Source organism: Nonomuraea cavernae, assembly GCF_040655715.1.
Lineage (GTDB): Bacteria > Actinomycetota > Actinomycetes > Streptosporangiales > Streptosporangiaceae > Nonomuraea > Nonomuraea cavernae_A.
This window is the reverse complement of record NZ_JBFAKL010000002.1, coordinates 196,453-221,275: the sequence shown is the minus strand read 5'-3', so window position 1 is coordinate 221,275 and position 24,823 is coordinate 196,453. Positions and strand designations below refer to the sequence as shown.

Sequence of the window (24,823 nt, the reverse complement as noted above, 5' to 3'; positions counted from 1 at the left end):
AACGGGACGAGCGGGACGGGATGCACTGGAGAACCCGCGCTCGGCGCGCCGTCATCGCCGCTCGGCGCGACCCCCGCTGAGCAACCGGTCGAGCAGGAAGCCGATCGCGCCGATGAGCAGCATCGTCGCCGCCAGCCGCTCGTAGTCGAGGTTGTCGCGCGCGTTGAGCACCGCGTACCCGAGCCCGTTGGAGACGCCGAACATCTCCGCCGGCACCAGCACCACCCATGCGATGCCGAGGGCCACCCGCAGGGCGGTCCGCAGCGGCCCGGCCAGGCCGGGGATGACCGTGCTGCGGAGCACCTCCCACCGGGTCGCCCCGAGCGAGCGCGCGACGAGCGCCGCGCCCGGGTCGAGCGCCCGCGTGCCCGAGGACACCCCGAGCACGATCGGCCACACCGCGGCCAGCGCGATGAGCGTGATCACCGGGGCGTCGTCCGAGCCGAGCAGGACGATCACGAGAGGCGCCCAGGCGAGCGGGGAGGTCATGCGCAGGAACTGGACCACCGGGGCGGTGGCGTACTCCACCAGGACCCTCGACCCGAACAGGAGCCCCAGGGGCACGCCGACCGCCGTCGCGATCAGCAGGCCGGACAGCAGCCGCCGCAGCGACGCGGTGACCGCCGAGAGGGTGACGTCCTCGCCCAGCGTCTCGGCCAGCGCGCCGACGGCCGAGACGGGCCCCATGCGCGACAGTACGGCGTTGCCGGAGAACACCACGTCCGTGGTGAGCCCCCAGAGCAGGACCACCAGGATCACCACGGCCACCCGCCAGGCCGCCCAGATCGCGGACCGGCGGCGGTGCGCGTCCGGTGTCACGAGCGCGGTCTCGCGCCTCAGGAAGCCGACCGATGTGCTCACGGCGCGATGACCTCCGTGCGCACCCTGGCCGCGCCGAAGGCGCTCAGGCCGCCGGTGGCGTCGAGCGCGGCCGCCGAGATGTCGGTGGCCACGAGGTCGCCGTGCACCTGCGCGGGATCGAGGTGTTCGAGCCAGGTCACGTTCGCGTCCACGACCGTCTCCTTCATCGCGCGTACGAGCTCGCCGGTGTAGCCCGGATAGGGATGGGGCTGGAAGTCGATGCGCTGCGACTCCCATTCGGGGTGCCGGATGGCGCCGGAGGTGACGTACGCCGGGTCGCGGCGCGTGGTGAAGACGCGTTCCAGCGCGGGCAGCGGCTGCGGGAGGTAGCGGCCCTCCGACAGCCGCCGGGCGGACGCCTCGCGGTCGGCCCTGATGGCGAGCTGCGCGGCGATGATCGCCTCGGTCGCCCGCAGCGCCACGTCTGGGTTGTCGCGTACGAGCGTCTCGCGGACGACCGTGACGCAGCACGCGTGGTCCTTCCACACGTCGCCGGTGAAGCGCAAGATCTTCCCGATTCCGAGGACCTCGGCCGCGGCGCAGAACGGCTCGGCCACGATGTACCCGGAGATCGAGCCCGACTGCAGCGCGGTGGGCATGTCGGCCGGGGGGATGACCACGAGCTGCGTCGTCCGCGCACCGGCGCTCGGCGCGGTGTCGAGCACGGCTTCGATGCCCGCCTTGCGCAGCAGCTTCTGCAGCACGACATTGTGGACGGAGAACCACGCGGGGACGGCGACCTTCGTGCCGGCCAGGTCCTCGACACGTTCGACGTCCTTGGCGACGGTGAGGGCCGAGCCGTTGGCGTGGTTCCAGGCGAGCACCTTGACCGGCACCTTGGCGTCGTAGCGGAGCTGGATCGCCAGCGGCATCAGCAGGTGCACGATGTCGACGTTGCCGCCCTGCAGCGCCTCGACGAGGGGCGCCCACCCTCGGTACAGGATGGGGGCGGGCGTGGTGATGCCGCGCCTGCCGAACTCGCCGGAGTCGTGGGCGAGCAGCAGCGGGGCGGCGTCGGTGATGGGCAGGTAGCCGATGCGCAGCGTCGCGGCGGTCCCGCCGCCGCCACCGTGTCCGGCCGGGCCGGTGGCGGCGGTGGCGGCCCGCCGGTCGCCGGAGGTCAGCAGGGAGCCGATGACGGGGGCGGCGAGCAGGGCGAGCGACCCGGTGATGGTCAGCGCCTCCCGCCGCGTGCTGGCCGTCCTGGGATCGGCGGGGGAGTCCGGTACGGCCGGTGCGGCGCTGTCGTCGCCGCCCAGGTCGTCGCGTTCGGCGGGGGAGCTGAAGCGGGCCAGCAGCTCGCGCCGGGCCAAGCCGTCGGTGAGCTGCTCGCGGCGCGTCACCGGGGAGGTCACCACCTCCAGGGGGTGCGGCCCGGCGTGCAGGAGCCCGATCCGGTCGCCGAGTAACAGCGCCTCGTCGAGGTCGTGGGTGACCAGCACCGTGGACAGGCCGAGCCGTGCGTGCACCGAGCGCAGCCAGTCCTGCAGGTCGGCCCGGGTGAGCGGGTCGAGCGCGCCGAACGGCTCGTCCAGGAGCAGCAGGGAGGGCCCGGCGACGACCGCGCGGGCCACCGCGACCCGCTGGGCCTGGCCGCCGGACAGCTGCGCGGGGTAGCGGCCGGCCAGGTCGCCGATGCCGAGGTCGGACAGGACCTCGCGTACCCGCTGGTCGGCGGCCGTCTTGCCACCGAGCCACCGCCCGTCGTTGGCGCGGTACTCCAGGCCGAGCCGCACGTTGCGCGCGACGGTCCGCCATGGCAGCAGGTGCGGGGATTGGAAGACCGATCGGGTCGCGCCGCCGTCGTCCTCGGGGCGGCGAACGGTGCCCGAGGCCGGTGCCTGGAGCCCGGACAACACCCGCAGCAGGGTCGACTTCCCGGCTCCCGACGGTCCCACGAGGGCGAGGAACTCACCCTGCTCGATCTGCAGGTCGATGCCGGACAGAACGTCCTGCCGTCCGTAGCGGACGCTGACGCCGGCCAGCTCGGCGATCTTCTGCTGCATGCGGCTGTCCCCCGATGGCACGGTGGGGTGGCGCGGCGCGAGAGGCCTCGGCCTCTCACCCCGGCGCACGGTGAACGGGCAGGCGGATCCGGCGGGAACCACCTTCGGCCACAAAACCTACCAGACAAGAAGGTTTTTATCGAGGGGTCTTATGAGAGACATCCGCGTCCAGCAGTTCGGCCGCCATCGCGCGTGCCAGTACGATCGGCGCCGTCGAGCGGGCGCACTTGACCCCGGCGATCCCGCCGTCGTACAGGATCTGGATCCGCTCGATCAGGGAGTCGCGCTCGGGGCCCCGGTCGCCGAGCGCCTCCGACCACCGGGCGCGCACCCAGGCGCGGTGCGTCTCGACCGCCTCCGCCACCGGATGGCCGGCCTCGGGGAACTCGGTGGCCGCGTTGAGATACAGGCAGCCGCGGTACGAGCGCCGCCCCGCCCCGGCGATGGCCAGGTCGAACGAGGTGAGCACCCGCTCGGCCCCGGCGTGGACGCCGGTCACCGCGGCCCGGTAGGCCGCCCGGTCGGCGGCGTCCTGGTGTTCGAGGTAGGCCACGACGAGTGCCTCCTTGGAGCCGAACGCCTGATACAGACTCGACTTGGCGACCCCGGCCGCCGCGATGATCTGGTCGATGCCCACCGTGTGGATGCCGTGGAGAGCGAACAGCCGGGTGGCGGCTTCGAGGAGGCGGTCTGCGGGTCGGAGGGAGGGACGGGCGGCCATCCAAGGAGTGTACGCCGGGGCGGCCGGGCGGGCCGGGACCGAATCCCAGGTATTTCCCATCAGACAGATCTGTTTTACTCTCTAAGGTCAGAACCGCCCCGCCGCGCACGGGGCCGGCGAATCGACGACTGGAGTCTCTGTGCCGCTTTACCTGATCGAACTGACCGCGACGGCCGCCGACCGGCCCGCCGTCGAGGCTGCCATCACCGAGGTCGGACGGCAGGCCGCCGCCCTGGGCGGCGAGCTGATCGAATCCCAGGTGACGGGGGATCTGTCCCAGGTCTACGTCGTCATCGAGGCCGCCTCGTGCGCCGGCCTGCGCCTCGACCAGAAGGCCCTGCCCGGGATCACCGCGATCGCCGGGCCGGACGAGGTGCGGCTCGTCGGCGCCGACCTCGCTGACATCAAGTCGGCGAAGGGCAGAGTCGGCTACCTGGTGGAGTGGGACATCCCCGAGGACCTCGGGATGGAGGACTATCTCGCCCGCAAGAAGGCCAAGGCGCCCCTGTACGCGGAGGTGCCCGAGGTGAGCTTCCTGCGCACGTACGTACGCGAGGACACCAGCAAGTGCCTGTGCCTGTACGACGGCCCCGACGAGTCCGCCGTACGGCGGGCGCGCGCCGCGGTGTCCACCCCGGTCAGCCGCCTCTACGCCCTCGACCAGGGCCCCGAGGGGAGGGAGGGATGACCGAGGCCGAGGCGCCCGCCTGGCGGCGGCACCTGCCCGACGTCCTCGCCCACGTCGCCGGCCGGGCGGCGACGCTGGACCAGAGCGTGCACCAGCCCCAGGATCGGCCCGTTCACCCGGGGGACGACGACCCGACCGGCCCGCGCGACCTCCTGCGCCGCCTCGGGCAGCGCAACCTGCTGAGCCTGGACGCCGAGCCCGGCGACACCGGCGTGGCCGAGGTCGCGTGCCTGATCGAGCTCATCGCCGCCGAGTGCCTGAGCTCCGCCTTCTCCTTCTGGGCGCACCGGATGGTGATCGAGTATCTGCGGGAGTCCGGCCGCGACACCCCTCTCGGACGTCTGCGGGCCGGGCTCGCCGCGGGCACCGAGGTCGGCTCCACCGCGATGGCCGCCGCCCTCCAGGAGATGGCCGGCATGCGTCCCGTGCCCGTCGTCGCCACACCGCACGCCGGCGGGTACCGGCTGGACGGCCCGATCAGGTGGGCCTCCAACCTGACCCCCGGGGCCGCGGTCGTGCTGCCCGCCCGGGTCGGCGACGGCGGGGGCCGCATCGTCGCCGTCGTACGCGTCGGCGATCCCGGCGTCGTGGTCGCGCCGCCGCAGCGACTGCTGGCGCTCAACGCGACCGCGTCCTCCTCGATCACCCTGACCGGCGCCCAGGTGGACGCCGGGCATGTCCTCACCGACGATCTGGCGGCGCTCGTCCGGCGGGTCCGGCCGGTGCTCCTGCTGCTGCAGACCGCGTTCTGCCTGGGGCTGGCGGGCAGGGCCCTGGACGAGGCCCGCGGGCTCATCCAGGGAGAGGGCACCGTGCTCGTACCCGATCTCGAGGAAGCGACGACCCGCCTGGCCCAGGCCGCCGAACAGGCGCGGCGGGCGCAGCACGCACCCGCCGCCGCGGACCCCCGCGAGATCACCCGCCTGCGATATGACGCCGCCCAGCTCACCCTGGCGGCCACCCGTCTCGAGGCGACCGCGAGCGGCGGGCGCGGCTACGCCACCGACACCCCGGCCAACCGGCGGCTGCGCGAGGCGGCGTTCCTCCCGGTGCAGTCACCGAGCGAGACCCAGCTGCGCTGGGAGCTGTCACAGCCGGCGACCCCGCCCGCCGGCTGGGCCACGGGGGCGGCGAGGACCTGATCGCCCGCGTCACGGGGACCTGTCCTGGACGCACAGCCGCCGGTGCGCAGTGGCCCTGTTACGGGAGCCTGACCTCGGCGAACACGGGCCAGTGATCGGTGTGCCGCAGTTCCAGCACGCGGAAGTCACGCACCGCCATCCGCGAGTCCGCCAGCACGTGGTCGATCGCCACGCCGGGCGACCGCAACGTGCGGCCCAGCGCCTGCGGCCAGGTCGCCGTGAGTCCGCGCCCCATGACGTCGGCCGCGTCCCGATAGCCGGACGCCAGCAGTTCACGCATCGGCAGGTGGTCGAGCGTGGCGTTGAAGTCGCCCGCCAGCAGCCGCAGCTCCCCGCCGCCGCGCGGCAGCGCGTCGAGGCCGCCCTGCCAGCACGGTTGCCGGCCGGTGCGCTTGGGCGCGCACGGGTGCACGGAGACGATCTCCACGCGGGCCCCGCCGGGATGCGCGAGCCACGCCCTGGCCTGCCCGAACGCGCCCAGCTGGATCGTCTCTCCGGCCGTCAGCGGATGCCGCGCGTACACGGCGGACCCGCCGACGCCCGGCAACGGCCGTGTGACGGCGTGCGGCAACGTCTCGCGCAGGCCGGCCGCCTCCAGTCGCAGCATCGCCTTCGGTGTGAGCTCCTGCAACGTCAGCACGTCCGGCCGCACCTGGTCGACCAGGGCCATCAGCCGGCCTGTGTCCGCCTGGCCCACCATCAGATTGGCCGCCAGCACCCGCAACACCGGCCCGTTCGCGGCCGGATTGCCGTCGGCGAAGGCCCGGGGCGCGACTGTGAGCCCCAACGCCACCACGGCCGCGATCCCCACCATCCCCGCCGTCCGCCGTCTCAGCACCCACGCCAGCACCATGCCGATCAACGACCCGGCCGCCGCGTAGGGCGTGAAGGCCACCACCGGCACCCACGGCCAGTCCGGCTCGAACCCGCTCAGCCGCACCAGCGCCCACCCGGCGAACGGTACGACGGCGATCCAGCTCATCCATGTACGCACGCCCTTGTATCGCCACAAAGCCCGATACGCGTTCATGAGAAGGGCGTGCAGCGTGCGCGCGACGCCGAAGCAAGAGTCGTGACCGAGACCGTGCGCCTTCGGCGGTTCTACGGCGTCGCCGAGAGGGTGGGCAGGCCGAGCTTGGCCGCGAGCGCTTCCAGCAACTCGACCTGCTGCTCCGGGCGGGTGGGCAGAAGATGGAGCGCGATGTGCATCTCGTCGGCGCCGAGTGCGGCAGCGCGGTCGAGGTCGCCGAGCGCGGCGTCGGTGAAGGCGCCCGGGGAGAGCTGATCGACCCCGAGGGGCGGGATCGTGTTCACCATGACGGTGCCGGCGCCGCCGGCCTGCCGGTACCAGTGGACCTGCGTGCGGGCTTCGTCCCAGTCGACGGCGACGGTGATGAAACCGTCTCCGACGCGGGCCGCTCGTTCGATGGTGTGGCGGGTCGTCGCGCCGATGAACAGGGGGATGGTGTTCGCCCCCGGCTTCGGGCCGATCAGGGACGGCGGGATCTCGTAGTGCTCGCCGTGGAACTCGACCGGGTCGGGGGTCCAGCAGGCGCGCATCGCGGCGATGTGCTCGACGAATCCGGCGCCCCTGCGGCTGGCCGGCACCCCCGCCGCGATGAATTCCTCGGGGATGTAGAACGGCGGCAGCCGGGTGCCGCCGCCTTGGCCGATGCCGACGTCCAGCCGCCCCTGGGACAGCCGGTCGAGCGTGGCCAGCCTGCGGGCCAGGATGACGGGGGAGTGGAAGATGGAGTTCAGGATGCTGGTGCTCACGCGGATCCGCCGGGTGTGCGCGGCTGCCCAGGTCAGCATCTCCAGCGAGTCCCAGGCGTGAGACTCGGGCAGGCCCGCGTCGTTGTCCCAGCCCGGTGCGGCGGGCATCAGGAGCCGGTCGCTGGCGGACACAGCGTGGAACCCGAGCCGTTCGGTCGCCTGGGCCACGGTGACGACGGCGTCGGGGCCGGCGTACGGGCCCACGTGCGGCAGGCTGACGCCGATGCGCGGAAGGTTCATCCCTATTCTCCAGTGATAACGGTTGGACACGGACACCCAGTTCAGGCGCTCTTCCGGACATGGTCGAAGCCACCGGAGAATTCTTGCGGTCCGCCTCGCGAAAATCCGTCACCGGTTCCGGCTCCATGGTGAACGGCGCTGTGGGCGCCGCCCGGCCATCGAAGGGAAGACGAGGTGATGGCCGGTCCACTGCGGATGATCCCCCGTCGGAGCCGGCCACAGGTCGCGGGCCTTGCCAGGGAAATTCCGCGGCGGGTGACCGCGGCGGAGTTCAGCGGGCGCGAATGCCGTCGATGGGGACCCGGCCCGTGAGATGCTCACCCGCCGTATTCGCTCACGACGTCCAGGACCCAGACGACGCCGAAGCCGTCCCTGAGCATCCCGTAGAGCGGAGCCCACTGCGCGGGCGCCAGCGGCTGCACGACGGTGGCGCCCACGGAGAGCTTCTCCCAGTACGCGGTGATCTCCTGCGCGGTCTCGCCACGGACGGAGACGAAGAACGAGTTCTCGCCCTGGTTCCACGGCAGGCCTGACGGCACGTCGTAGGCCATCACGTGGAAGCCGTTGTCGGCGAGCACCTGGCCCCACATCACCTGGTCCGCCTCGGCGGGGTCCTGCACGTTCCCGGCGTCCTTGTACGTGACGGCGGCGAGGTGCCCGCCGAACACGGATTGGTAGAACTCGAGCGCCGCGCGGGCGTCGCCCCGGAAGTTCAGATGAGTTACGGACTTGACGGCCATCTTCTGGCTCCTGACTTTTCGAATGTCGTTTCTGGGCGCTGTTGTCCGGCGCGAGACCACAGTCACAGGGGAAGAGGTCAGGTTGTGGCCGCTTCTCACGGCACCATGGGAATCATGCCGAAGACCTCAGCGCGACTGCTGGCGTTGCTCTCGCTGCTCCAGACGCGCCGCGACTGGCCGGGGGCACTGCTGGCCGAGCGGCTGGACATCAGCCCGCGTACCGTGCGCCGCGACGTCGACCGCCTGCGCGAGCTCGGCTATCCCATCGTGACCTTCAAGGGGCCCGACGGCGGATACCGGCTCGAAGCCGGCACGCGACTGCCCCCGTTGCTGTTCGACGACGAGCAGGCCGTCGCCCTGGCCATCGCGCTCCAGATCGCCACCACCGCCGGCGCCGGCATCGGGGAAGGCGCGGCGCGCGCGCTGAACACCGTGCGGCAGGTGATGCCCGCCCGGCTGCGCCACCGGATCGACACCCTCCAGGTCACCGCCGTCGAGCTGCCCGCGCTCCGACCGGCCCCGCAGGTCGGCAGCGAGGTGCTCATGGCGCTCAGCGCCGCCGTCCACGCCCGCGAGGTGCTGCGTTTCGACTACACCGCAGCGCCGGACGACGACACCGGTGTCCTGGGCGTCCAGTCCCCGCCGCGCCGGGTGCAGCCCCATCACCTCGTCACCTGGGGCGGGCGCTGGTACCTCGTCGCCTGGGACCTCGACCGCGACGACTGGCGCACCTTCCGCGCCGACCGGATCACTCCGCGCCCTCTTACCGGGCCCCGCTTCACCCCGCGCGAGTTGCCCGGAGGCGACGTGGCCGTCTTCGTGGCCGGCAGGTTCCGGGGCTCCGGCGACGGCTCCGGCGACTGGCCGTGCCGCGGCGAGGTGATCCTGGGCCTGCCCGCCGCCGCCGTGTCCGAGTACATCCGCGACGGAGTCGTCGAGGAACTCGGCCCGGACCGCTGCCGGCTCGTCCTGGGCTCGTGGTCCTGGCTCGGCCTGGCCGCCGCCATCGGAAGGTTCGACGCCGCCATCGAGGTCGTCGGCCCGGCCGAGCTCAAGGACGCCTTCGCGCACCTGGCCCGCCGCTACGCCGTCGTTGCTCGAGGGCACCACGACGCTCACCGGTGCGGTCGAAGCCGACGCGGGCGTCACCGCTTCGGGAGGAGCTTGTCCGTCCACAACGGCGACAAAAGGTAAAAGCAAGGAGGTCATCCGCTCCTTGCCACTTTCAACGTATAGCGCACCGGGGGGCTTGCGGCAAGACCCGGGTCGTGCTGCAGAATCGTCGGCCGAGGCCAGAACCTGCGGATACAGGTTCGCGAACGTACGTGTTCTTGCGTCGACGTGTGGCTCTCGCGGACGTCGAACCGCCGATTGGGCCCGGGGTGCGGTTGCGGGCTCCCGGCGCGGAAGTGCGGGCGTACGCGGAGCAACTGGCCGAAACACGACCTTGTCGAATGGGGGGTTCATGATCGACGTGATCATTGCCGGCGGCGGACCGACCGGCTTGATGCTGGCCGGGGAGTTGCGGCTGCACGGCGTGCACGTGCTCGTGCTGGAGAAGGAGACGGAGCCGACCGCGTATGTCCGCGCGCTGGGTCTGCACGTGCGCAGCATCGAGGTGATGGACCAGCGCGGCCTGCTGGAGCGGTTCCTCGCGCACGGCAAGCAGTATCCGGTCGGCGGTTTCTTCGCCGGCCTCGCCAAGCCCTCGCCCGACCGGCTGGACACCACGCATCCCTATGTCCTCGGCATCCCGCAGCCCACCACCGATCGCCTGCTGGCCGAGCGCGCCACCGAGGTGGGCGCCGAGATTCGGCGCGGCTGCGAGCTGGCCGGGCTGAGCCAGGACGAGGACGGGGTGACCGTCGAGCTGGCCGACGGCACGCAGCTGCGCTCGCGCTACCTCGTCGGCTGCGACGGCGGCCGCAGCACGGTGCGGAAGCTGCTCGGCGTCGGTTTCCCCGGCGAGCCCTCCAGGGCCGACACGTTGCTGGGCGAGATGGAGGTGGCCGTGCCACCGGAGACGGTGGCCGCCGTGGTGGCCGAAGTCCGCAAGACCAATCTGAGGTTCGGCGTCGGGCCCTTCGGGGACAGCGTGTACCGCGTCGTCGTGCCCGCCGAGGGGGTGGCCGAGGACCGCTCGGTCCCGCCGACCCTCGAGGAGTTCAAGCGACAGCTGCGGGTGTTCGCGGGCACCGACTTCGGCGTGCACTCACCGCGCTGGCTGTCCCGCTTCGGCGACGCCACCCGGCTGGCCGAGCGCTACCGGGCCGGCCGGGTGCTGCTGGCCGGCGACGCGGCGCACATCCACCCGCCGGTCGGCGGGCAGGGGCTCAACCTCGGCATCCAGGACGCGTTCAACCTCGGCTGGAAGCTGGCCGCCGAGGTCGGCGGCTGGGCGCCGGAGGGACTGCTGGACAGCTACCACACCGAACGGCACCCGGTGGCCGCCGACGTGCTGGACAACACCCGCGCGCAGATGGAGCTGATATCCACCGAGCCGGGTCCCCGGTCAGTGCGCCGGCTGCTGTCGGAACTGATGGACTTCGAGGAGGTGAACCGCTACCTGATCGAGAAGATCATCGCGATCGGGATCCGCTACGACTTCGGCGGGGGACATGAGCTGCTCGGCCGGCGGATGCGGGACGTGAGGCTGAAGCGAGGACGCCTCTACGAGCTGATGCACGGCGGACGCGGGCTCCTGCTCGACCAGACCGGCCGGCTCTCGGTGGCGGGCTGGGCGGATCGGGTCGACCACGTCGTCGACGTGGTCGACGGCAGCGAGGAACTGGACGTGCCCGCTGTGCTGCTGCGGCCGGACGGCCACGTGGCGTGGGCCGGTGAAGACCAGCAGGAACTGCTCAGCCGGCTGCCCAAGTGGTTCGGCTCAGCCGCCGGCTGAGCGCGCGGTTGTGGCTCGACGAGGTGGGGCCCGTCTCCGGCCGCGTTCGGGCACGGTCCGGCGCCGTACCCTGCCTCGCCAGGTCCCGCGTCACGGATCAGCGCCGGTGCGGCCACTTCGGCTCCGGCCCGCCCGGCCGGCCTCGGAGGTAGGCGAGGACGGCGAGGACGCGGCGGTGGTCGTCTCCCGCGGGGGGCAGGTCGAGCTTGGCCAGGATGCTGGCGATGTGCTTGGCCACCGCCGCGTCGGTGACCACCAGCACGCGGGCGATGGCGGCGTTGGAGCGGCCCTCCGCGACCAGGCCGAGGACCTCCCGCTCGCGCGGGGTCAGCCGGGACAGCGGTCCGCGGCGGCGGCTGAGCAGTTGTCGCACCACCTCCGGGTCCACGACCGTGTGGCCCCCGGCGACCCGCTCCACCGCGTCCACGAACTCCCGCACCTCGCCGATCCGGTCCTTCAGCAGGTAGCCGATCCCCGCACCGCCGTCCGAGTCGAGCAGCTCGGCCGCGTAGGTCTGCTCGACGTACTGGCTGAGCACCAGTACGGCGAGCCCCGGGTGGGAGGCGCGCAGTGCGAGCGCGGCGCGCAGTCCCTCGTCGGCGAAGCCGGGCGGCATGCGCACGTCGGCGACGACGATGTCGGGTTCGTGCTCGGCCACGGCGGCGATCAGCGCCTCGCCGTCGCCGACCGAGGCGACGACCTCGTGACCGAACCGGTCGAGGAGCCCGGCGAGCCCCTCGCGGAGCAGCACACCGTCCTCGGCGAGGGCTATCCGGAGACGGGACACGGGATCTCCACACGTAGCGACGTCGGCCCGCCGGGCGGGCTGGACAGGGTCATCACGCCGTCCGTCACGGCGACGCGGTCGGCGAGCCCGGCCAGCCCGGACCCGGCCGCGGGGTCGGCGCCTCCCACTCCGTCGTCGCCGACCTCCAGCACCAGCGCGCCGTCGTGGAGCCGGCCGTGTACGAAACCGCGCCGCGCCCGGCTGTGCTTGGCGATGTTCGCCATCGCCTCAGAAACGACGTAGTAGGCGGTCACCTCGATCGGGGTCGGCAACCGGCCGGGCAGCGAGACGTCGACGTCGACGGGGACGGGAGACCGGCCCGCCACGTCGCGTACGGCCGCGCCGAGCCCCCGGTCGGTGAGCACCTGGGGATGGACGCCTCGGATCAGCTCGCGCAGCTCGGTCAGGGCGCGTTTGGCCTCGTCGTGCGCCTCGGCGATCTGCGCCTCGACGGGCGACCCCGGCGGCAGGTCGAGCCGGGCCAGGCCGAGTTTCATGCTGAGGGCCACCAGTCGCTGCTGGGCGCCGTCGTGCAGGTCGCGTTCGATCCGGCGGCGTTCGGCCTCGAACGCGTCGACCAGCCGGGCTCGGGAGCGGATGATCTCCGCGTCGCCCGGCGCGAGGAGCGCCCGCGCGATCAGCGCGCGGGTGCCTGCCCAGGCGGCCATCATGTAGGCGAAGAGCGGAAACAGCAGCAGCCCGGCCGCGAACAACGGCAGGCCCTCCAGCGGGTTCAGGCTCGGCTGGAACGGCCCCGACATCAGCAGCAACGGCAGCCAGATCGCCGACGAGACCAGTCCCAGGTCCATCCACCACATCACGGACACCGCGACGACCGCGAACCCCAGTTCGCGCCAGGTCGCCTGCTCGCGCAGGCGGGTGGCGAGCCAGGCCCGCGGACCCGGCCGCGGTGGCTTGAGGTGCGGATCGTCCACGGGCGCGTGGTCCACCAACCGGAGCCGCCACCGCTCGAACGCCGCCGCCGGCACAGTGAGCACGGCCAGGGCGAGCAGTGCGACCACGGTCGCGACCCCGACGCCGAGAGCGTAGGCGGCGTAGATCATCCCGCCCGCGGCCACCGCGTGGACCACGCTGCACAGCAGATAGGCCAGCGAACGCCAGGGCCACGACGAGCGGAGGAACGCCGACGGCCTGCGGGTCACCGCCGCCAGAGCGGTAGGGGCGAGCACCCCCCGACGTTAACCGATCCGGATGCTCGGGCACGGTAGTGCTGGGTCTACCCCTGACTCTCGCCTCAGCGCCAATGCGCCGGCACGGCACGGCGGCTTTGCTGGACCACATGCACCCGGAAGACACCGCAGGCGGCCGAGACCGCAGGCACCCGACAGAGCCCACCGGCGGCCGTGACCGCGCGCACCCCGCAGAGACCGGCGTGGATCACAAGGAGACCGTGCGGCTGCGGGCGGTGCGCCGGCTGTACGGCACGGCCGCCCACCTGGTGAAGGCCCTCGACGGGGTGACGGCGAGCTTCCACGCGGGCACGCTGACGGCGATCATGGGTCCGTCGGGATCCGGCAAGTCCACGCTGCTGCACTGCGCGGCGGGCCTGGACCGGCCGACCGACGGCACGGTCGCCATCGACGGCACCGACCTCGGCTCGCTGAGCGAGAACGGCCTGACGCTGCTGCGCCGCGAGCGGGTGGGGTTCGTCTTCCAGGCGTTCAACCTGGTGTCGGCGCTCACCGCCGAGCAGAACGTGGCGCTGCCGCTGCGCCTGGCCGGCCGCGCGGCCCCGCCGGGCCTGGTCCGGGCGGCGCTGGCGGAGGTCGGCCTGGCGGACCGGGCGGGGCACCGGCCCAGCGGCCTGTCCGGCGGCGAGCAGCAGCGTGTGGCCATCGCGCGGGCGCTGATCACCAGGCCCGCCGTGGTGTTCGCCGACGAGCCGACCGGCCAGCTCGACACCAGGGTGTCGCGCCAGATCCTCGGCATGCTGCGCGGGCTGGTCGACGAGCACGGACAGACGATGATCATGGTGACGCACGACCCGGTGACGGCCTCCTACGCCGACCGGGTGCTCTTCCTCGCCGACGGGCGCGTGGTGGACGAATACACCGGTACCGTCACCGCCGAGCTCGTCGCCGCCCGGATGGCCGCACTGGAGGCCGCGCCGTGCTGAGCTTCGCGACGTTGCGGGAGAGGTGGCCCTCCTTCGCCGGGGGGTTCGTCGTGCTGTTCCTCGGCATGGCGATGGTGTCGATGAGCGTCCTGGCTCTGGCCTCGGCCGGGGCGAGGGTCCCCGACCGGCTGGCGGGGACGCCCGTGTTCGTCTCGGTGCCGACGATCGAGCGTGGCGACGGCAACTTCGCCCCGGACCGCCCGTGGTCGCCCGAGGCGGTCGCGTCGCTGCGGGAACGGCTGGGCGCGATCCCCGGGGTGGCGCATGCCGTACCGGATCGGACGTTCTACGCGCAGCCGGTCATCGGGGGCAAGCCGGTGGCGGGTGACCGGGGGTACGCGTGGTCGGCGGCGATGCTGGCGCCGTACACGCTGGTGGCGGGCACCGCGCCGCGGGAGGGAGAGGTGGCGCTGGACCGGTCGCTGGGGCTCGCGCCGGGGGAGCGGGTGTCCGTGCTGACCGTGCACGGGCCGGTGACGTACACGGTGTCCGGCACGGTGAACGGGCCGGGGGTGTACCTGAGCGACGCGGAGGCGGCCCGCCTCTCGGCGGGGGTGCGCGTGATCGGCTTGGTCACCGAGCCGGGGGCGGACATCGCCGCGGTCGCCACGGCCGCCCGTGCGGCCGGCGTGGTGCGCACCGGGGACGGGCGCGGCGTCCTGGAGACGCGGGAACACGAGCGGACCCGCTGGATCGGCCTTCAGGTGCTCACCGCCATGGCCGCGCTGTCCGCGTTCGTATCGATCCTGGTGGTGGGTTCGACGTTCGCGGTGGGGGTGGCGCCGCGGCGCCGCGAGTTGGGCCTGCTGCGCGCCGTCGGCGCGACGCCGCGCCAGGTGCGGCGGATGGTGTACGGCGAGGCGCTGTTGGTCGGTGTCACCGCGACGGCGGCAGGGGTGGCGGCCGGCGCGTCGCTCGGCCCCGTGCTGGGGGACGTGCTGATCAGTGCCGGGTTCGAGCCGCCGGGCTTCGCGGTGCGGTTGTCGCCGCTGCCGCTCGCGGGCTCGTTCGCGGTGGGTGTGGTCGTCACGCTGGCGGGTGTGTGGTCGGCGTCCCGGCGGGCCGCGCGGGTGCGCCCGCTGGAGGCGCTGCGCGAGGCCGAGGTGGACGACCGTCCGATGCCGCGCGTGCGGTGGATCGCCGGGGCGGCGTTCTGCGCGCTCGGTCTGGCGGCCGCGGCCGGCTCGGCCGGCTCGGCCGGCTCGGCCGCGTTCGTGATGTCGGGCCTGGTCGCGGCGATCGGGGTGATCGCGGGGCTGGCGCTGCTGTCACCCGCGATCGTGCCGCCGGTGGCGCGGCTGGTGTCGTGGCCGCTCGTCCGGGGCCGCGGCGCGATCGGGATGCTCGTCCGGGAGAACGCGCTGACCGCGGTCCGCCGCACCGCGGCCACGGCCACACCGGTGCTGATCACGGTGGGGTGCGCCGTACTGATCACCGGGATGGTGCAGACGACCGCCGCGGCGTTCGCGGAGGTGCGCGCCACCACGATCCGGGCGGACGCGGTGATCGTGCCGGACGGCACGCCGGGGCTGACGGACGCGGCGGCGTCGGCGGCAGGTGCGGAGTCCTCCCTGTTCACCGCCCTGTTCGAGCCGGACGGCGGCGTTCTGAGCGCCATCGGCGCCACCCCGGAACTGCTGGAGCGGGCGGGTGACGTCCAGGTGGTGTCCGGCTCGCTCGACGCGCTCCGGAACGAGGACCGGGTGCTCGTGGCGGACTGGCTGGCCGAGGACCGCGGGCTGCGGCCGGGCTCGACGCTGCCGGTGTCGTTCGAGGACGGCACGTCGGCGTCGCCGACGGTGGCGGGCGTGGTCCGGGAGGCGGGCGCCGACGTGCTGCTCTCCCGGGAAGTGCTCAGGAGGCACGACCCGGTGGCCCTCGCCGGGGAGGCGTACGTCGCGGGCGCCACCGTGCCGCCCGGTCCGGGGGCGCGCGTGGTGGACGTCCCCACCTACTCGGCGGAGGCGGACGCCGAGGAGGACCGCCTGGTGTGGATCGCCACCGTACTCCTCGTCGTGGTCTCCACGGCCTACGCGGGTGTGGCGATCGTGAACACGATGGTGATGTCGGCGGCCGGGCGCGTCCGCGACCTCGCGGTGCTGCGCCTGTCCGGCGCGACGGTCCGGCAGGTGCTCGGGACCGTGGCCGCCGAGTCGGTGCTCGTGGTGCTGCTCGGCACCGGGCTGGGGCTCGTGGTGGCGTTGCCCGCGCTGCTGGGCATGCGACGCGCCTTCGCCACGGCCATGCACGCGGACGTCTCCCTCGTGGTGCCGTGGCCGCTCATCGTGGGGGTGATCGCCGTCTGCCTGGCCCTCGCCGCCTGCGCCGCCGTACTCGCGGCACGCCCCGCCGCACTGCGCGCGGCGAGGCGCTGACAGGAACAATGATCGTAAACAGATCGGCGGCCGGCCGCTGTACTGATCGCGGATCGTGCGCTGGGAGCGTCGCCCGCTGACTGATAAAAGCGTTGGCGTCGCAGTTCTTGAGCTGGCTAACGTTGCTTTTGTCATGCGTGAGGCGGAGTGTCCTGACTGCGCCCGTAAGTCACAGATTGGAGACGCGGGATGACTTCTCAGCTCGTCGCGCTCTGCTTCGATGCGAACGATCCGCTCGGTCTCGCTCGTTTCTGGGCCGGAGTCCTGGGCTGGGAGGTGGCCAACGACCCTCATGATGGCATCGCGCTCCTGCCGAGCGATGACACCGGGTTCCGGATCCGATGTCTGCCGACCCAGGAGAAGAAGACCGGCCCGAACCAGATGCACTTCGATCTGACGAGTACATCCCTCGAGGACCAGCAGGAGACGGTGGCGAGGTCACTCGGACTCGGTGCGCGGCACATCGACATCGGGCAACGCCCGGAGGAGGGTCATGTGGTGCTCGCCGACCCCGAAGGCAATGAGTTCTGCGTCATCGAGCCGGGCAACGACTTCCTCGCTGACTGCGGATTCATCGGCGCGCTCGCAAGCGACGGTTCGCAGGAGGTCGGATACTTCTGGAGCGAAGCGCTGGGCTGGCCCTTGGTCTGGGACCAGAACCAGGAGACCGCGATCCGCTCGCCGCACGGCGGCCCGAAGATCACCTGGGGCGGTCCGCCCGTGCTGCCGAAGACAGGGAAGAACAGGCTGCACTTCGACCTCGCTCCATCTGCGCACGGTGATCAGCAAGCGGAGGTCGACCGTCTCATCTCCCTCGGAGCGACTCGAATCGACATAGGTGAGCGCGGTCAGGTGGTGCTGGCCGATCCCGATGGCAATGAGTTCTGTGTGTTGCTCCCCGATGGCGTGACCAGCCCCTGATCGGCTACTTCTGAAGCTCGACCGTCCCTGTTGAGGGCCGCTTTCGATGGTCAACGGCTCGATGGGGGAGGGACGACGTGAGCTGTCAGCGGTTCTTGGCAGGCTTGCGGTAGACGACGGCCTTGTCTCCCGGTCCCGGGTACGCCATGATCAGCAGCCGCTGGGTGCCGTACTCGTCGCCCTTCCAGGGGAACCAGGCCAGGTGCACGCGGATGCGGTAGTGCCCCTCGCGGCCGTTGAGTGACAAATCGGGCAGCACGGTGCCGCTCAGGCCGTCCATGAACGTCATCTTGCCGCTCCGGTTGTCGAAGCCGACCTCGACGACATGGTCCCAGCCCTTGGTCTCGACCGGTGGGCGGCGCGTGTAGGTCTCCAGCGTGACGCACACGTGAAAGTCGGAACTCGTGTTTACCATCACATGGCCGGGGGCGACGTCGACCGGACCGGCGTTCGTGCTCTTGCCCTCGACGGAGAACTCGTCGTACAGCTCCAGCCCCGCCTCGGGCCACTCAGGCTCCTTGAGGCGGATCGCCCGGGCGGGCCGGATGAGGGGGCGGTGGCGCGGGGTGGCGTCACACTTGCGCCGCTCCTCGGCATCGAACTCGTCGAACTCGCGCTGCTGGGCCGCCGCCTCCGCGGTGACCTTCGCGTTCGCGGCCGGGCAGATCCCGGCGAGCACCCCGCTCAGGTGGCCGACGCTCACCCCTTCCGCCTCCCGCAGGCGGGCCAGCTCGCGCGGGTCGTTGCGGGTGTAGGCGCCGCACAGGCGGCGGCCGTGGCCGAGCAGCACCTGGTCGGGGGTGGTGGCGGCGAACGTGAGCGCCTTCTGCTGGCGTATCGCGCAGATGAAGGCGCGCGGGCCGGTGAGCGGCTCGGACGCCACCGGCTCGCCGTTCGTCTCCCAGGGGTCGGGCGGCGAGCAGTCCTTGGCTGTGGTGACCGGGCCGCGTGACTGGTCGGCGGCCGGCAGGAAGCACAGGGCGACGGAGGTGGCCAGCACCGTCACGAGGACGTGGTGTCGCAGGCGGGCGGCGGGTGGGGCGCCGTACAGGAGGAGCAGCACGAGGGCGGAGGCGGCCAGGGCGGCGCTGTACCACAGCGGCGAGAGGCCGAAGAGGATCTCGCCGTTCTCATTCCGGTCGAACAGCCCGCCCGGGTACAGGGCCAGCCGCTGCTCGGCCATCTCGGGGATGAGCTGCCAGTCCGCCTCGCGCTCCGTGGTGAACGCGCTGACGACGCCCGCGGCGGCGGCGATGATCAGGGCCGACATCGTCACGCGCAACAGCCGCCGGGTCCTGACCACGACGGCGACCAGGATCAGCACGGCCGGAGCGCCGACCCCGACGAGCACGTCCACGACGACCCAGAGCACGGTCGCCGGGTAGCCCACGTGCCCGTGGAAGAGGTCGTCGACCAGGCCCCTGGGGCCGGTCCACACGGGCATCCCGCCGGCGAGGTTGACGACCGCGGGGATCAGCGGGAGCGCCACGGCCACGGCGGCGAGGGGCCATGGTCGCGCCGACGCGACCCGGGCCGGAGGCGGCGGGGACGGTGCGGGCGGCGGGCCGCCCAGGTCGTGGGCGGAGCGGGCCTGCCACACCGTCGCGAAGACGCCCAGGACGCCCAGGACCATGACGAGCACCAGGTCGTAGTCGACGCCCCAACCGCCGAACGAGATGATGGAATGCCCGCCGGACGACAGCAGCGACAGCGCCGCCGAGGCCATGCCCATCCGCACGGTTCCCCGGGCCCAGCGCGCGTCCCTGGCCTGCCCGGCCAGGACCGGCACCAGCCACAGCAGATAGACGACGTTGCCGAGCTGGTACGGAGCGATGTACTGCACGAGGGAGAACTGGCCGATGCCGTACATGACGGTGGCGGCCATTCCCGTGGCGGCGTTCACCAGGCCCGCCACGAGCCCGAGCACGCGCAGCCACCGGGGCAAGGCGCCGGCGAGGACCACGAAGAACAGCCAGACGACGGCGAGGTCGAGCAGCGGGGAGGGCAGGCCGACCCACCACAGATACGGGATCGGCAGCCGGTACAGCAGCGTGCAGGCGACGCCGAGATACAGGGCCACCCGCAGCAGCCGGACCGGCCTGTCGTTGACGGCGGCCGCCCCGGCCGGCCGCCCGCGCAGCACCTGCCAGTAGGCCCATCCCTGCAGGATGCCGCCCGCCACCATGAGGAGCTCCACCCACCAGGTGTAGGGCACGAAGTCCGCGCCCCATCCACCGGTGACGATCTCGCGCAGCAGCGCCGGGTCGCCGGTGGCCAGCGCGAGCACGCCGGACCCGACGACCACGGACACATAGAGGGCGGCGGCGAGCGCGGCGATTCTGCCGAAACGGTAGCGGCGCACGGAAACATCCTCGAGAACGAGTGAACAGGTTCCGAACAAGGGGCGCCCAACCCTAGCGAGCCACCAGGAAGTTGATCAAGCCATGGCGATCGCCGATCTCCCGACGCAAGGCCAACAGCCGACCGGTGACCCCCGGTGCCGCGCATCCGGAACTCGGCGATCCTCCCCGGAGAGAGGCCGCTGTGACGTCTCCGCTCCTCGGCTCAGGCGGTGCGGGTGTCGTACGTCGCGCGGTTGGCGAGCACATCGTCCATGTGCGTCTCGGCCCAGATCTTGAGGCCGCGCATCATTTGGTGCAGTGAGAGACCGAGGTCGGTCAGCTCGTAGGAGACCGTGACGGGCACGGTCGGCGTCGCGGTGCGGGTGATCAGACCGTCACGCTCCAAGGAGCGCAGCGTCTGAGTGAGCATCTTCTGACTGACGCCGGCCAGCAGGCGCGACAGCTCCGAGTAGCGCATCGACCGGGGCTCGCCGGCGCAGTCGGCGCCTGGCTGATGCGAGCCGTCGCTGCCCAGCGCGGCCAGGATCAGCGTGACCCATTTGTCGGAGATCCGGTCGAGCAGCTTGCGGCTGGGACACGCCGCCAGGAAAGCGTCATATTCCGCCTTGGCCTGTGCCCTCTTCTGGGCCGCCGCCATCGTTGCCATCGATTCGCTCCTCTAACCGGTGGGTGGGTACCTTACGCACTTCGAGGTGCCTACTTCCCGTCAGGAAGTTACCTTCCCATACTGCAGCAAGGGGCCGAGAGCCGTTCGAGACGCTCGTCGAACTCCAGCAGCAGGGCCTGATCCGGCACCTCGGAGTGAGCAACGCGACGGCGGACCAGGTCGCCGAGGCACAGGCGATCGCACACTCTCCGATGCGGTCAGGTAGAAGTCGAAGGCCAGGATGATCGGTCCTGCTGGGCGGTGTCCTGGGCGGCCAGGAAGCCGGCGACGGCCATGAGTACACCTCCGCCTGGACCGAAATCCGGCGAGGTAGACAGACATGGACAGCGAACCAGTCGTCCCGAAAGGCCGGCCAGATGGATGCGAAACTTGCGGAGCTGCGCGCCCGCGTCGACGGCTCCCCGATGTCGCGCCTGCAATGGTCGGCGATCGCCGTGTGTGTCCTGCTCAACGTGGCGGACGGGTTCGACGTTCTGGTCATGTCCTTCACGGCCGTCGCAGTGTCGGACGAATGGTCGCTGTCGAGTTCGCAGCTCGGCCTGCTGCTCAGCGCGGGCCTGGCCGGGATGGCGGCAGGGTCGCTGATCCTGGCCCCGCTGGCCGACCGCGTCGGGCGGCGGGCACTGATCCTGGCCTGCCTCGTGATCGCCTCCGCCGGGATGCTGGGATCGGCGCTGAGTCAGAACGCCGTCCAGCTCGGCCTGCTGCGGGTGCTCACCGGAATCGGCGTGGGCGGCGTCCTGGCAGCCAGCAACGTGATAGCCGCCGAGTATGCCAACGGCCGATGGCGGGGTCTGGCTGCCGGCCTGAATGTGGCCGGCTATGCCGTTGGCGCCACCGCGGGCGGGGTCATCACCGTGGTGCTGCAGGCTTGTCCGGCTGGCGATCGGTGTTCATCGTCGGCGGCGCCGGTACGGCCTTGCTCATCGGCGCGGTGCTGTGGCGGCTTCCCGAGTCCCTGGACTTTCTGCTCACCCAGCGCTCACCGCGCGCCTTGGACCGTCTCAACGGACTGCTTGCCGCGATGAAGCAGCCCGCGCTGGAATCCCTGCCCGACCGCCCGGACTCGCCCGCCGAGCGGGGGCCCGGGATCCGGCAGATCCTCACCCCGCAGCTACGCCGCACCACGCTGCTGACCTGGGTGGGTTTCTTCACCGCCATGTCGGTGTTCTACTTCGTCGCGAACTGGACGCCGAAACTGCTGGTGGAAGCCGGCCTGACGGCCGCCCACGGCATCACCTGGGGAGTGTTGCTCAACCTTGGCGGCATCTTCGGCACCCTGTTGCTGGGTCTGCTGGCCGCCCGGTTCGCGCTCAAGCACCTGCTGGTGGGTTACACGCTGGCCACGGCCGTGCTGCTCGCCCTGTTCATGCCGGCCCTCTCCCTGTACGGGCTGCTGCTCGCCCTGGGCGTGCTGATCGGCCTGTCCATCAACGGCTGTGTGGCCGGCGTGTACACCTTCGCCCTGTCCGCCTACCCGCCCCAGGTACGCGCGACCGGCGTGGGCTGGGGGGTCGGCATGGGCCGCCTCGGCTCGCTCGTCTCCCCGCTGGTGGCCGGCCGGCTGCTTGACACCGGCTGGGGCCCGGGGCAGCTCTACCTGGCGGCGACGGTCGTGTTCGCGGCCGGTGGGCTGGCAGCGCACGCTGTCCGCCTCCCCTCTCGCGTGCCGCGATGACCGTGCCCACCTGCGCGCTGCCGCGATGTCTGCCCGCCCCGCAGCCGTGCCCGCCTTCCTGCATCGGCGAGGGCTGCCGGACCGGACCACCTGGATTGATATCGAAATCCGCATGATCCAGGCATTCATATCGATATTGGACATCTCTCCGCTGCCCGTGATCTCCTGATGCCCCCCCATGAAGATCGAGAATTGAGAGCAGGGAGCTGACATGAGGCACGTTCGTCACAGCCGACTCCGAGCCAGGCTGGGAGCCTCCGTACTGGCGATCTCCACGGCGTTCGTGACCGTCGCCGGCCTGGGCGGATCCGCGGGAGCCGACACGCGCCCCGCGCCGGCCGCGCGGGCCCTCACCGGCGCGGCCGACGTCAAGAAGCAACTGCGTGAGCTGGAGATCTCCTACCAGGGACGCATCGGGGCCTTCGCGATCGACACGGGCACCGGCAAGACCATCTCCTACCGGGGCGGCGAGCGATTCCCCAGCCGCTCCACCTTCAAGGCCATCCTGTGCGGTGCCATCCTGGCCAAGGCCCGGACCACCGACCCCGGCCTGCTGAACCGCACGCTGCGCTGGACGGCGCGGGAGGTGGTCAGCGACTCCCCGATCACCGAACTGCCGGAGAACATCAAGAACGGCATGACCACCGAGCGCCTTTGCCACGCCACGATCACGGTCAGCGACAACACCGCGGGGAACGTCCTGCTCAAGCAGATTGGCGGACCCGCGGGCCTGACCCGCTACTACCGCTCGCTCGGAGACCCGATCGGGCGGCTCGACCGATGGGAGCCGGAACTCAACGACTGGAAGCCGGGGGAGAAGCGCGACACCATCAAGCCGGCCTCCATGGCCCGCAGCCTGCAAAAGCTCACCGTCGGCAGCACCCTGCACGTGCAGGACCGGCAGCGGCTGAACGGTTGGCTGCGGGCCAGCATCACCGGCACCGAGCGCATCCGCAAGGGACTCCCGCCGCATTGGATCGTGGGCGACAAGACCGGGGGCGGCGCCGGCGCCTACGCGCCGGGCAGCGACATCGCCGTTGCCTGGCCGCCCACGGGTGCCCCGGTGATCATCGCCGTCTACACCAACCGCAACGACCCGGCCGCGACCATGGACAACAGCGTGATCGCCAAGACGGCGGCCCTGCTGGTCCGCGGCCTGGGCCGCGCGTAGCGGGCGCCCGGCCAGCGGCAGGTCGCACGGCATTCCCTCTCCGCCGGTGCTGACCCACCTCCCGGTACGGGCACCCGTCGCCAGGCGTTCACCCGGATCCGAGCAGCGCCGGCGACGCTACGCTGCTGTGTCATGCGAGAGACGCGCCTCGACACTGCTCGGATCCGGGCTGCTCGCCGGGTGATCGACCCGATTTTTCTCGACACCCCGCTGTACCGCTGCGAGGCGCTGGAGCCCGACCTCGGGTGCACGGTGAGCATCAAGCTCGAAACGGCGAACCCGGTCCGCAGCTTCAAGGCCCGCGGCACCGAGTTGGTCGCGAGCCTGCTCGCCGACACTGGCTCGCGAGCCGTGGTGTGCGCCAGCGCGGGCAACCTCGGCCAAGCCCTCGCCTGGTCCGGTCGCGGCCGAGGGCTCGACGTCACCGTCGTGGCGTCCCGCTTCGCGCCTGCGGCCAAGCTTGATCGCATCCGCGCGTTGGACGCCAGGTTGGAGCTGGTGGACGGCGACTTCGACCTGGCTCGCGAGCGGGCGGCGGCCATCGCGCGATACGACGGCATCCGGCTGGTCGAAGACAGCCTGGACCTCGAGACCTGCGAGGGCGCGGCGACCATCGGCCTGGAACTGGTGGACGCCGTGCCGTCGTTCGACGCCGTCCTGATCGCTCTCGGCGGTGGGGCGCTGGCCACCGGTGTGGGTCATGTGGTGAAGGCCATGGCGCCCGAAGTCGAGGTGATCTGCATCCAGCCGCTGGGCGCACCGGCGATGACACACTCCTGGCGCCAACGGCGCGTCGTCACCACCGACTCGACCGACACCATCGCTGACGGCGTCGCCGGCCGGCGTCCCATCCCGGCCGTCCTGGACGACCTCCTCCTGGTCGCCGACGACGCCGTCCTGGTCCAGGAGGCGTCGATCACCGCCGGGATGCGGATGCTCCTCGACCACGCCGGCCTCGTCGTCGAACCGTCGGCCGCGCTCGGCATCGCGGCGATCCTCGAAGACCGTGACCGCTTCGCCGGCCGACACGTGGTCACCATCGTGTGCGGCAGCAACGTCGACGTAGACGCCTATCACCGCTGGGTCGGCGCGGCTCCCACGATCAATCCTCCTTGAGTCCGTCGCGTCGCCGGCGCGCCGCGGGAGCGTGCGGCCCGGCGATCACCATGTGGATCAGCCGACGCGAAGCTCGGGCTCATCCGGGAGGGTCAGAGTGTGGCGAAGCCGCGCAGCATGGCCTCGAGCGCGAAGTCGAAGCGAGGGTCCGACCCGGAGGAGCACCGGGATCGCCAGGGCGGCAGTAGGTCTGGGCCGGACCGGCATCGTCAGCCGAAGTACGCCGGAATCATCTCGGCCAGTGCGTCGACGTCGGCGTCGACCATCGGCTCGCCGGTCATGCCCATCCGGTGGAGCAAGGTTCCGACGACGATGTCGATGAAGAGCAGGACCCGGTTCTCCGGTTCGCCGAGCGCGTCCTGGAGCGCGAGCCGGTACGGGTCCTGCAACCGCGCGGACAGGATCTCGCGCAGGGCCGGATCGCTGACGGCATCACTGAACACGCCTGCGAACGCGTCGCCTACCCCAGGCTGGGCGATCTTCGCAGCGACCCAGTGGATGGCCGAGGACATGAGCTCGGCTCGATCTGCGC

Annotated in this window: 23 protein-coding genes; 12 read left to right on the top strand and 11 right to left on the bottom strand. The window is 71.9% G+C overall.

Annotation, left to right across the window (positions count from 1 at the left end; genetic code table 11):
* Positions 1 to 51: 51 nt before the first annotated feature.
* From AB0I38_RS03890 to AB0I38_RS03880, 3 genes are all read right to left on the bottom strand, one after another.
* Entirely contained in the window at positions 52 to 861 is an 810-nt protein-coding gene (locus AB0I38_RS03890; protein WP_358461415.1) for an ABC transporter permease, read from the bottom strand.
* Positions 858 to 2,867, bottom strand: coding sequence for an ABC transporter substrate-binding protein (locus AB0I38_RS03885; RefSeq protein ID WP_358461412.1), 2,010 nt, complete (start codon positions 2,865 to 2,867; stop codon positions 858 to 860). The genes AB0I38_RS03890 and AB0I38_RS03885 overlap by 4 nt, the downstream gene beginning before the upstream one ends.
* Positions 2,868 to 3,003: 136 nt before the next feature.
* Positions 3,004 to 3,588, bottom strand: coding sequence for a TetR/AcrR family transcriptional regulator (locus AB0I38_RS03880; protein WP_358461409.1), 585 nt, complete (start codon positions 3,586 to 3,588; stop codon positions 3,004 to 3,006).
* Positions 3,589 to 3,727: 139 nt separating this feature from the next.
* Between AB0I38_RS03880 and AB0I38_RS03875 the strand changes: the two genes are divergently transcribed.
* Both AB0I38_RS03875 and AB0I38_RS03870 read left to right on the top strand, forming a co-directional pair.
* A complete protein-coding gene (locus AB0I38_RS03875; RefSeq protein WP_358461406.1) occupies positions 3,728 to 4,276 on the top strand; it encodes a DUF4242 domain-containing protein in 549 nt (182 codons plus the stop codon).
* Positions 4,273 to 5,418, top strand: coding sequence for an acyl-CoA dehydrogenase family protein (locus tag AB0I38_RS03870; RefSeq protein ID WP_358461404.1), 1,146 nt, complete (start codon positions 4,273 to 4,275; stop codon positions 5,416 to 5,418). The genes AB0I38_RS03875 and AB0I38_RS03870 overlap by 4 nt, the downstream gene beginning before the upstream one ends.
* A gap of 58 nt (positions 5,419 to 5,476) precedes the next feature.
* Here AB0I38_RS03870 and AB0I38_RS03865 read toward each other — a convergent pair whose 3' ends face one another.
* The 3 genes from AB0I38_RS03865 to AB0I38_RS03855 form a co-directional block, all read right to left on the bottom strand.
* Positions 5,477 to 6,400: an endonuclease/exonuclease/phosphatase family protein gene (locus AB0I38_RS03865; protein ID WP_358461401.1), complete on the bottom strand. Its 924-nt coding sequence runs from the start codon at positions 6,398 to 6,400 to the stop codon at positions 5,477 to 5,479.
* Between the two features lie 119 nt (positions 6,401 to 6,519).
* Positions 6,520 to 7,434, bottom strand: a complete 915-nt coding sequence (locus AB0I38_RS03860) for a TIGR03619 family F420-dependent LLM class oxidoreductase (RefSeq protein WP_358461398.1) — start codon at positions 7,432 to 7,434, stop codon at positions 6,520 to 6,522.
* A 317-nt stretch (positions 7,435 to 7,751) separates the two neighbouring features.
* Positions 7,752 to 8,174 carry a VOC family protein gene (locus AB0I38_RS03855; RefSeq protein WP_358461395.1) on the bottom strand — a complete coding sequence of 141 codons (423 nt, stop codon included), beginning with the start codon at positions 8,172 to 8,174 and terminating at the stop codon, positions 7,752 to 7,754.
* Between the two features lie 114 nt (positions 8,175 to 8,288).
* Between AB0I38_RS03855 and AB0I38_RS03850 the strand changes: the two genes are divergently transcribed.
* Together AB0I38_RS03850 and rox are read left to right on the top strand one after the other, a co-directional pair.
* Entirely contained in the window at positions 8,289 to 9,368 is a 1,080-nt protein-coding gene (locus tag AB0I38_RS03850; RefSeq protein ID WP_358461392.1) for a helix-turn-helix transcriptional regulator, read from the top strand.
* Between the two features lie 271 nt (positions 9,369 to 9,639).
* Positions 9,640 to 11,076: a rifampin monooxygenase gene (gene rox / locus AB0I38_RS03845; RefSeq protein WP_358461389.1), complete on the top strand. Its 1,437-nt coding sequence runs from the start codon at positions 9,640 to 9,642 to the stop codon at positions 11,074 to 11,076.
* Between the two features lie 97 nt (positions 11,077 to 11,173).
* Here rox and AB0I38_RS03840 read toward each other — a convergent pair whose 3' ends face one another.
* Entirely contained in the window at positions 11,174 to 11,863 is a 690-nt protein-coding gene (locus AB0I38_RS03840) for a response regulator transcription factor (RefSeq protein WP_358461386.1), read from the bottom strand.
* Positions 11,845 to 13,053: a sensor histidine kinase gene (locus AB0I38_RS03835; RefSeq protein WP_358461383.1), complete on the bottom strand. Its 1,209-nt coding sequence runs from the start codon at positions 13,051 to 13,053 to the stop codon at positions 11,845 to 11,847. The genes AB0I38_RS03840 and AB0I38_RS03835 overlap by 19 nt, the downstream gene beginning before the upstream one ends.
* 203 nt (positions 13,054 to 13,256) lie before the next feature.
* On the opposite strand from AB0I38_RS03835, the gene AB0I38_RS03830 reads away from it, so the two are divergent.
* From AB0I38_RS03830 to AB0I38_RS03820, 3 genes are all read left to right on the top strand, one after another.
* Positions 13,257 to 14,000, top strand: coding sequence for an ABC transporter ATP-binding protein (locus AB0I38_RS03830; RefSeq protein ID WP_358461380.1), 744 nt, complete (start codon positions 13,257 to 13,259; stop codon positions 13,998 to 14,000).
* Positions 13,994 to 16,375: an ABC transporter permease gene (locus tag AB0I38_RS03825; RefSeq protein WP_358461377.1), complete on the top strand. Its 2,382-nt coding sequence runs from the start codon at positions 13,994 to 13,996 to the stop codon at positions 16,373 to 16,375. The genes AB0I38_RS03830 and AB0I38_RS03825 overlap by 7 nt, the downstream gene beginning before the upstream one ends.
* A gap of 189 nt (positions 16,376 to 16,564) precedes the next feature.
* Positions 16,565 to 17,296, top strand: a complete 732-nt coding sequence (locus AB0I38_RS03820; RefSeq protein WP_358461374.1) for a VOC family protein — start codon at positions 16,565 to 16,567, stop codon at positions 17,294 to 17,296.
* 85 nt (positions 17,297 to 17,381) lie between these two features.
* On the opposite strand, the gene AB0I38_RS03815 is transcribed toward AB0I38_RS03820, so the two are convergent.
* Both AB0I38_RS03815 and AB0I38_RS03810 read right to left on the bottom strand, forming a co-directional pair.
* A complete protein-coding gene (locus AB0I38_RS03815; protein WP_358461372.1) occupies positions 17,382 to 19,658 on the bottom strand; it encodes a hypothetical protein in 2,277 nt (758 codons plus the stop codon).
* A gap of 203 nt (positions 19,659 to 19,861) precedes the next feature.
* Positions 19,862 to 20,305: a winged helix-turn-helix transcriptional regulator gene (locus AB0I38_RS03810; protein WP_358461369.1), complete on the bottom strand. Its 444-nt coding sequence runs from the start codon at positions 20,303 to 20,305 to the stop codon at positions 19,862 to 19,864.
* Here AB0I38_RS03810 and AB0I38_RS03805 point away from each other — a divergent pair.
* The 5 genes from AB0I38_RS03805 (at position 20,272) to AB0I38_RS03785 (ending at position 24,291) form a co-directional block, all read left to right on the top strand.
* Positions 20,272 to 20,550, top strand: coding sequence for an aldo/keto reductase (locus AB0I38_RS03805; protein WP_358461366.1), 279 nt, complete (start codon positions 20,272 to 20,274; stop codon positions 20,548 to 20,550). The two genes, AB0I38_RS03810 and AB0I38_RS03805, sit on opposite strands and share 34 nt — an antisense overlap.
* 132 nt (positions 20,551 to 20,682) lie before the next feature.
* Positions 20,683 to 21,354 (top strand): MFS transporter, encoded by a 672-nt coding sequence (locus AB0I38_RS03800; protein WP_358461363.1) that lies wholly within the window; start codon positions 20,683 to 20,685, stop codon positions 21,352 to 21,354.
* Positions 21,246 to 22,004 carry an MFS transporter gene (locus AB0I38_RS03795; protein ID WP_358462269.1) on the top strand — a complete coding sequence of 253 codons (759 nt, stop codon included), beginning with the start codon at positions 21,246 to 21,248 and terminating at the stop codon, positions 22,002 to 22,004. The genes AB0I38_RS03800 and AB0I38_RS03795 overlap by 109 nt, the downstream gene beginning before the upstream one ends.
* A gap of 211 nt (positions 22,005 to 22,215) precedes the next feature.
* Positions 22,216 to 23,175, top strand: a complete 960-nt coding sequence (gene bla / locus AB0I38_RS03790) for a class A beta-lactamase (RefSeq protein WP_358461360.1) — start codon at positions 22,216 to 22,218, stop codon at positions 23,173 to 23,175.
* 132 nt (positions 23,176 to 23,307) lie between these two features.
* Complete coding sequence (locus tag AB0I38_RS03785; protein WP_358461358.1) at positions 23,308 to 24,291, top strand: threonine ammonia-lyase; 984 nt, start codon at positions 23,308 to 23,310, stop codon at positions 24,289 to 24,291.
* Positions 24,292 to 24,500: 209 nt separating this feature from the next.
* Here AB0I38_RS03785 and AB0I38_RS03780 read toward each other — a convergent pair whose 3' ends face one another.
* On the bottom strand, positions 24,501 to 24,803 hold the full coding sequence (locus AB0I38_RS03780) for a TetR-like C-terminal domain-containing protein (RefSeq protein ID WP_358461355.1): 303 nt from the start codon (positions 24,801 to 24,803) through the stop codon (positions 24,501 to 24,503).
* Between the last annotated feature and the right edge of the window lie 20 nt (positions 24,804 to 24,823).

Excerpts from the sequence above, each read along its gene's own strand:
- AB0I38_RS03850 (WP_358461392.1), top strand. The coding sequence starts at position 8,289 with ATGCCGAAGACCTCAGCGCGACTGCTGGCGTTGCTCTCGCTGCTCCAG.
- AB0I38_RS03865 (WP_358461401.1), bottom strand. The coding sequence starts at position 6,400 with ATGAGCTGGATCGCCGTCGTACCGTTCGCCGGGTGGGCGCTGGTGCGG.
- AB0I38_RS03860 (WP_358461398.1), bottom strand. The coding sequence starts at position 7,434 with ATGAACCTTCCGCGCATCGGCGTCAGCCTGCCGCACGTGGGCCCGTAC.
- AB0I38_RS03885 (WP_358461412.1), bottom strand. The coding sequence starts at position 2,867 with ATGCAGCAGAAGATCGCCGAGCTGGCCGGCGTCAGCGTCCGCTACGGA.
- AB0I38_RS03810 (WP_358461369.1), bottom strand. The coding sequence starts at position 20,305 with ATGGCAACGATGGCGGCGGCCCAGAAGAGGGCACAGGCCAAGGCGGAA.
- AB0I38_RS03780 (WP_358461355.1), bottom strand. The coding sequence starts at position 24,803 with ATGTCCTCGGCCATCCACTGGGTCGCTGCGAAGATCGCCCAGCCTGGG.
- AB0I38_RS03880 (WP_358461409.1), bottom strand. The coding sequence starts at position 3,588 with ATGGCCGCCCGTCCCTCCCTCCGACCCGCAGACCGCCTCCTCGAAGCC.
- AB0I38_RS03855 (WP_358461395.1), bottom strand. The coding sequence starts at position 8,174 with ATGGCCGTCAAGTCCGTAACTCATCTGAACTTCCGGGGCGACGCCCGC.
- AB0I38_RS03785 (WP_358461358.1), top strand. The coding sequence starts at position 23,308 with ATGCGAGAGACGCGCCTCGACACTGCTCGGATCCGGGCTGCTCGCCGG.
- bla (WP_358461360.1), top strand. The coding sequence starts at position 22,216 with ATGAGGCACGTTCGTCACAGCCGACTCCGAGCCAGGCTGGGAGCCTCC.
- rox (WP_358461389.1), top strand. The coding sequence starts at position 9,640 with ATGATCGACGTGATCATTGCCGGCGGCGGACCGACCGGCTTGATGCTG.
- AB0I38_RS03820 (WP_358461374.1), top strand. The coding sequence starts at position 16,565 with ATGACTTCTCAGCTCGTCGCGCTCTGCTTCGATGCGAACGATCCGCTC.
- AB0I38_RS03870 (WP_358461404.1), top strand. The coding sequence starts at position 4,273 with ATGACCGAGGCCGAGGCGCCCGCCTGGCGGCGGCACCTGCCCGACGTC.
- AB0I38_RS03800 (WP_358461363.1), top strand. The coding sequence starts at position 20,683 with ATGGATGCGAAACTTGCGGAGCTGCGCGCCCGCGTCGACGGCTCCCCG.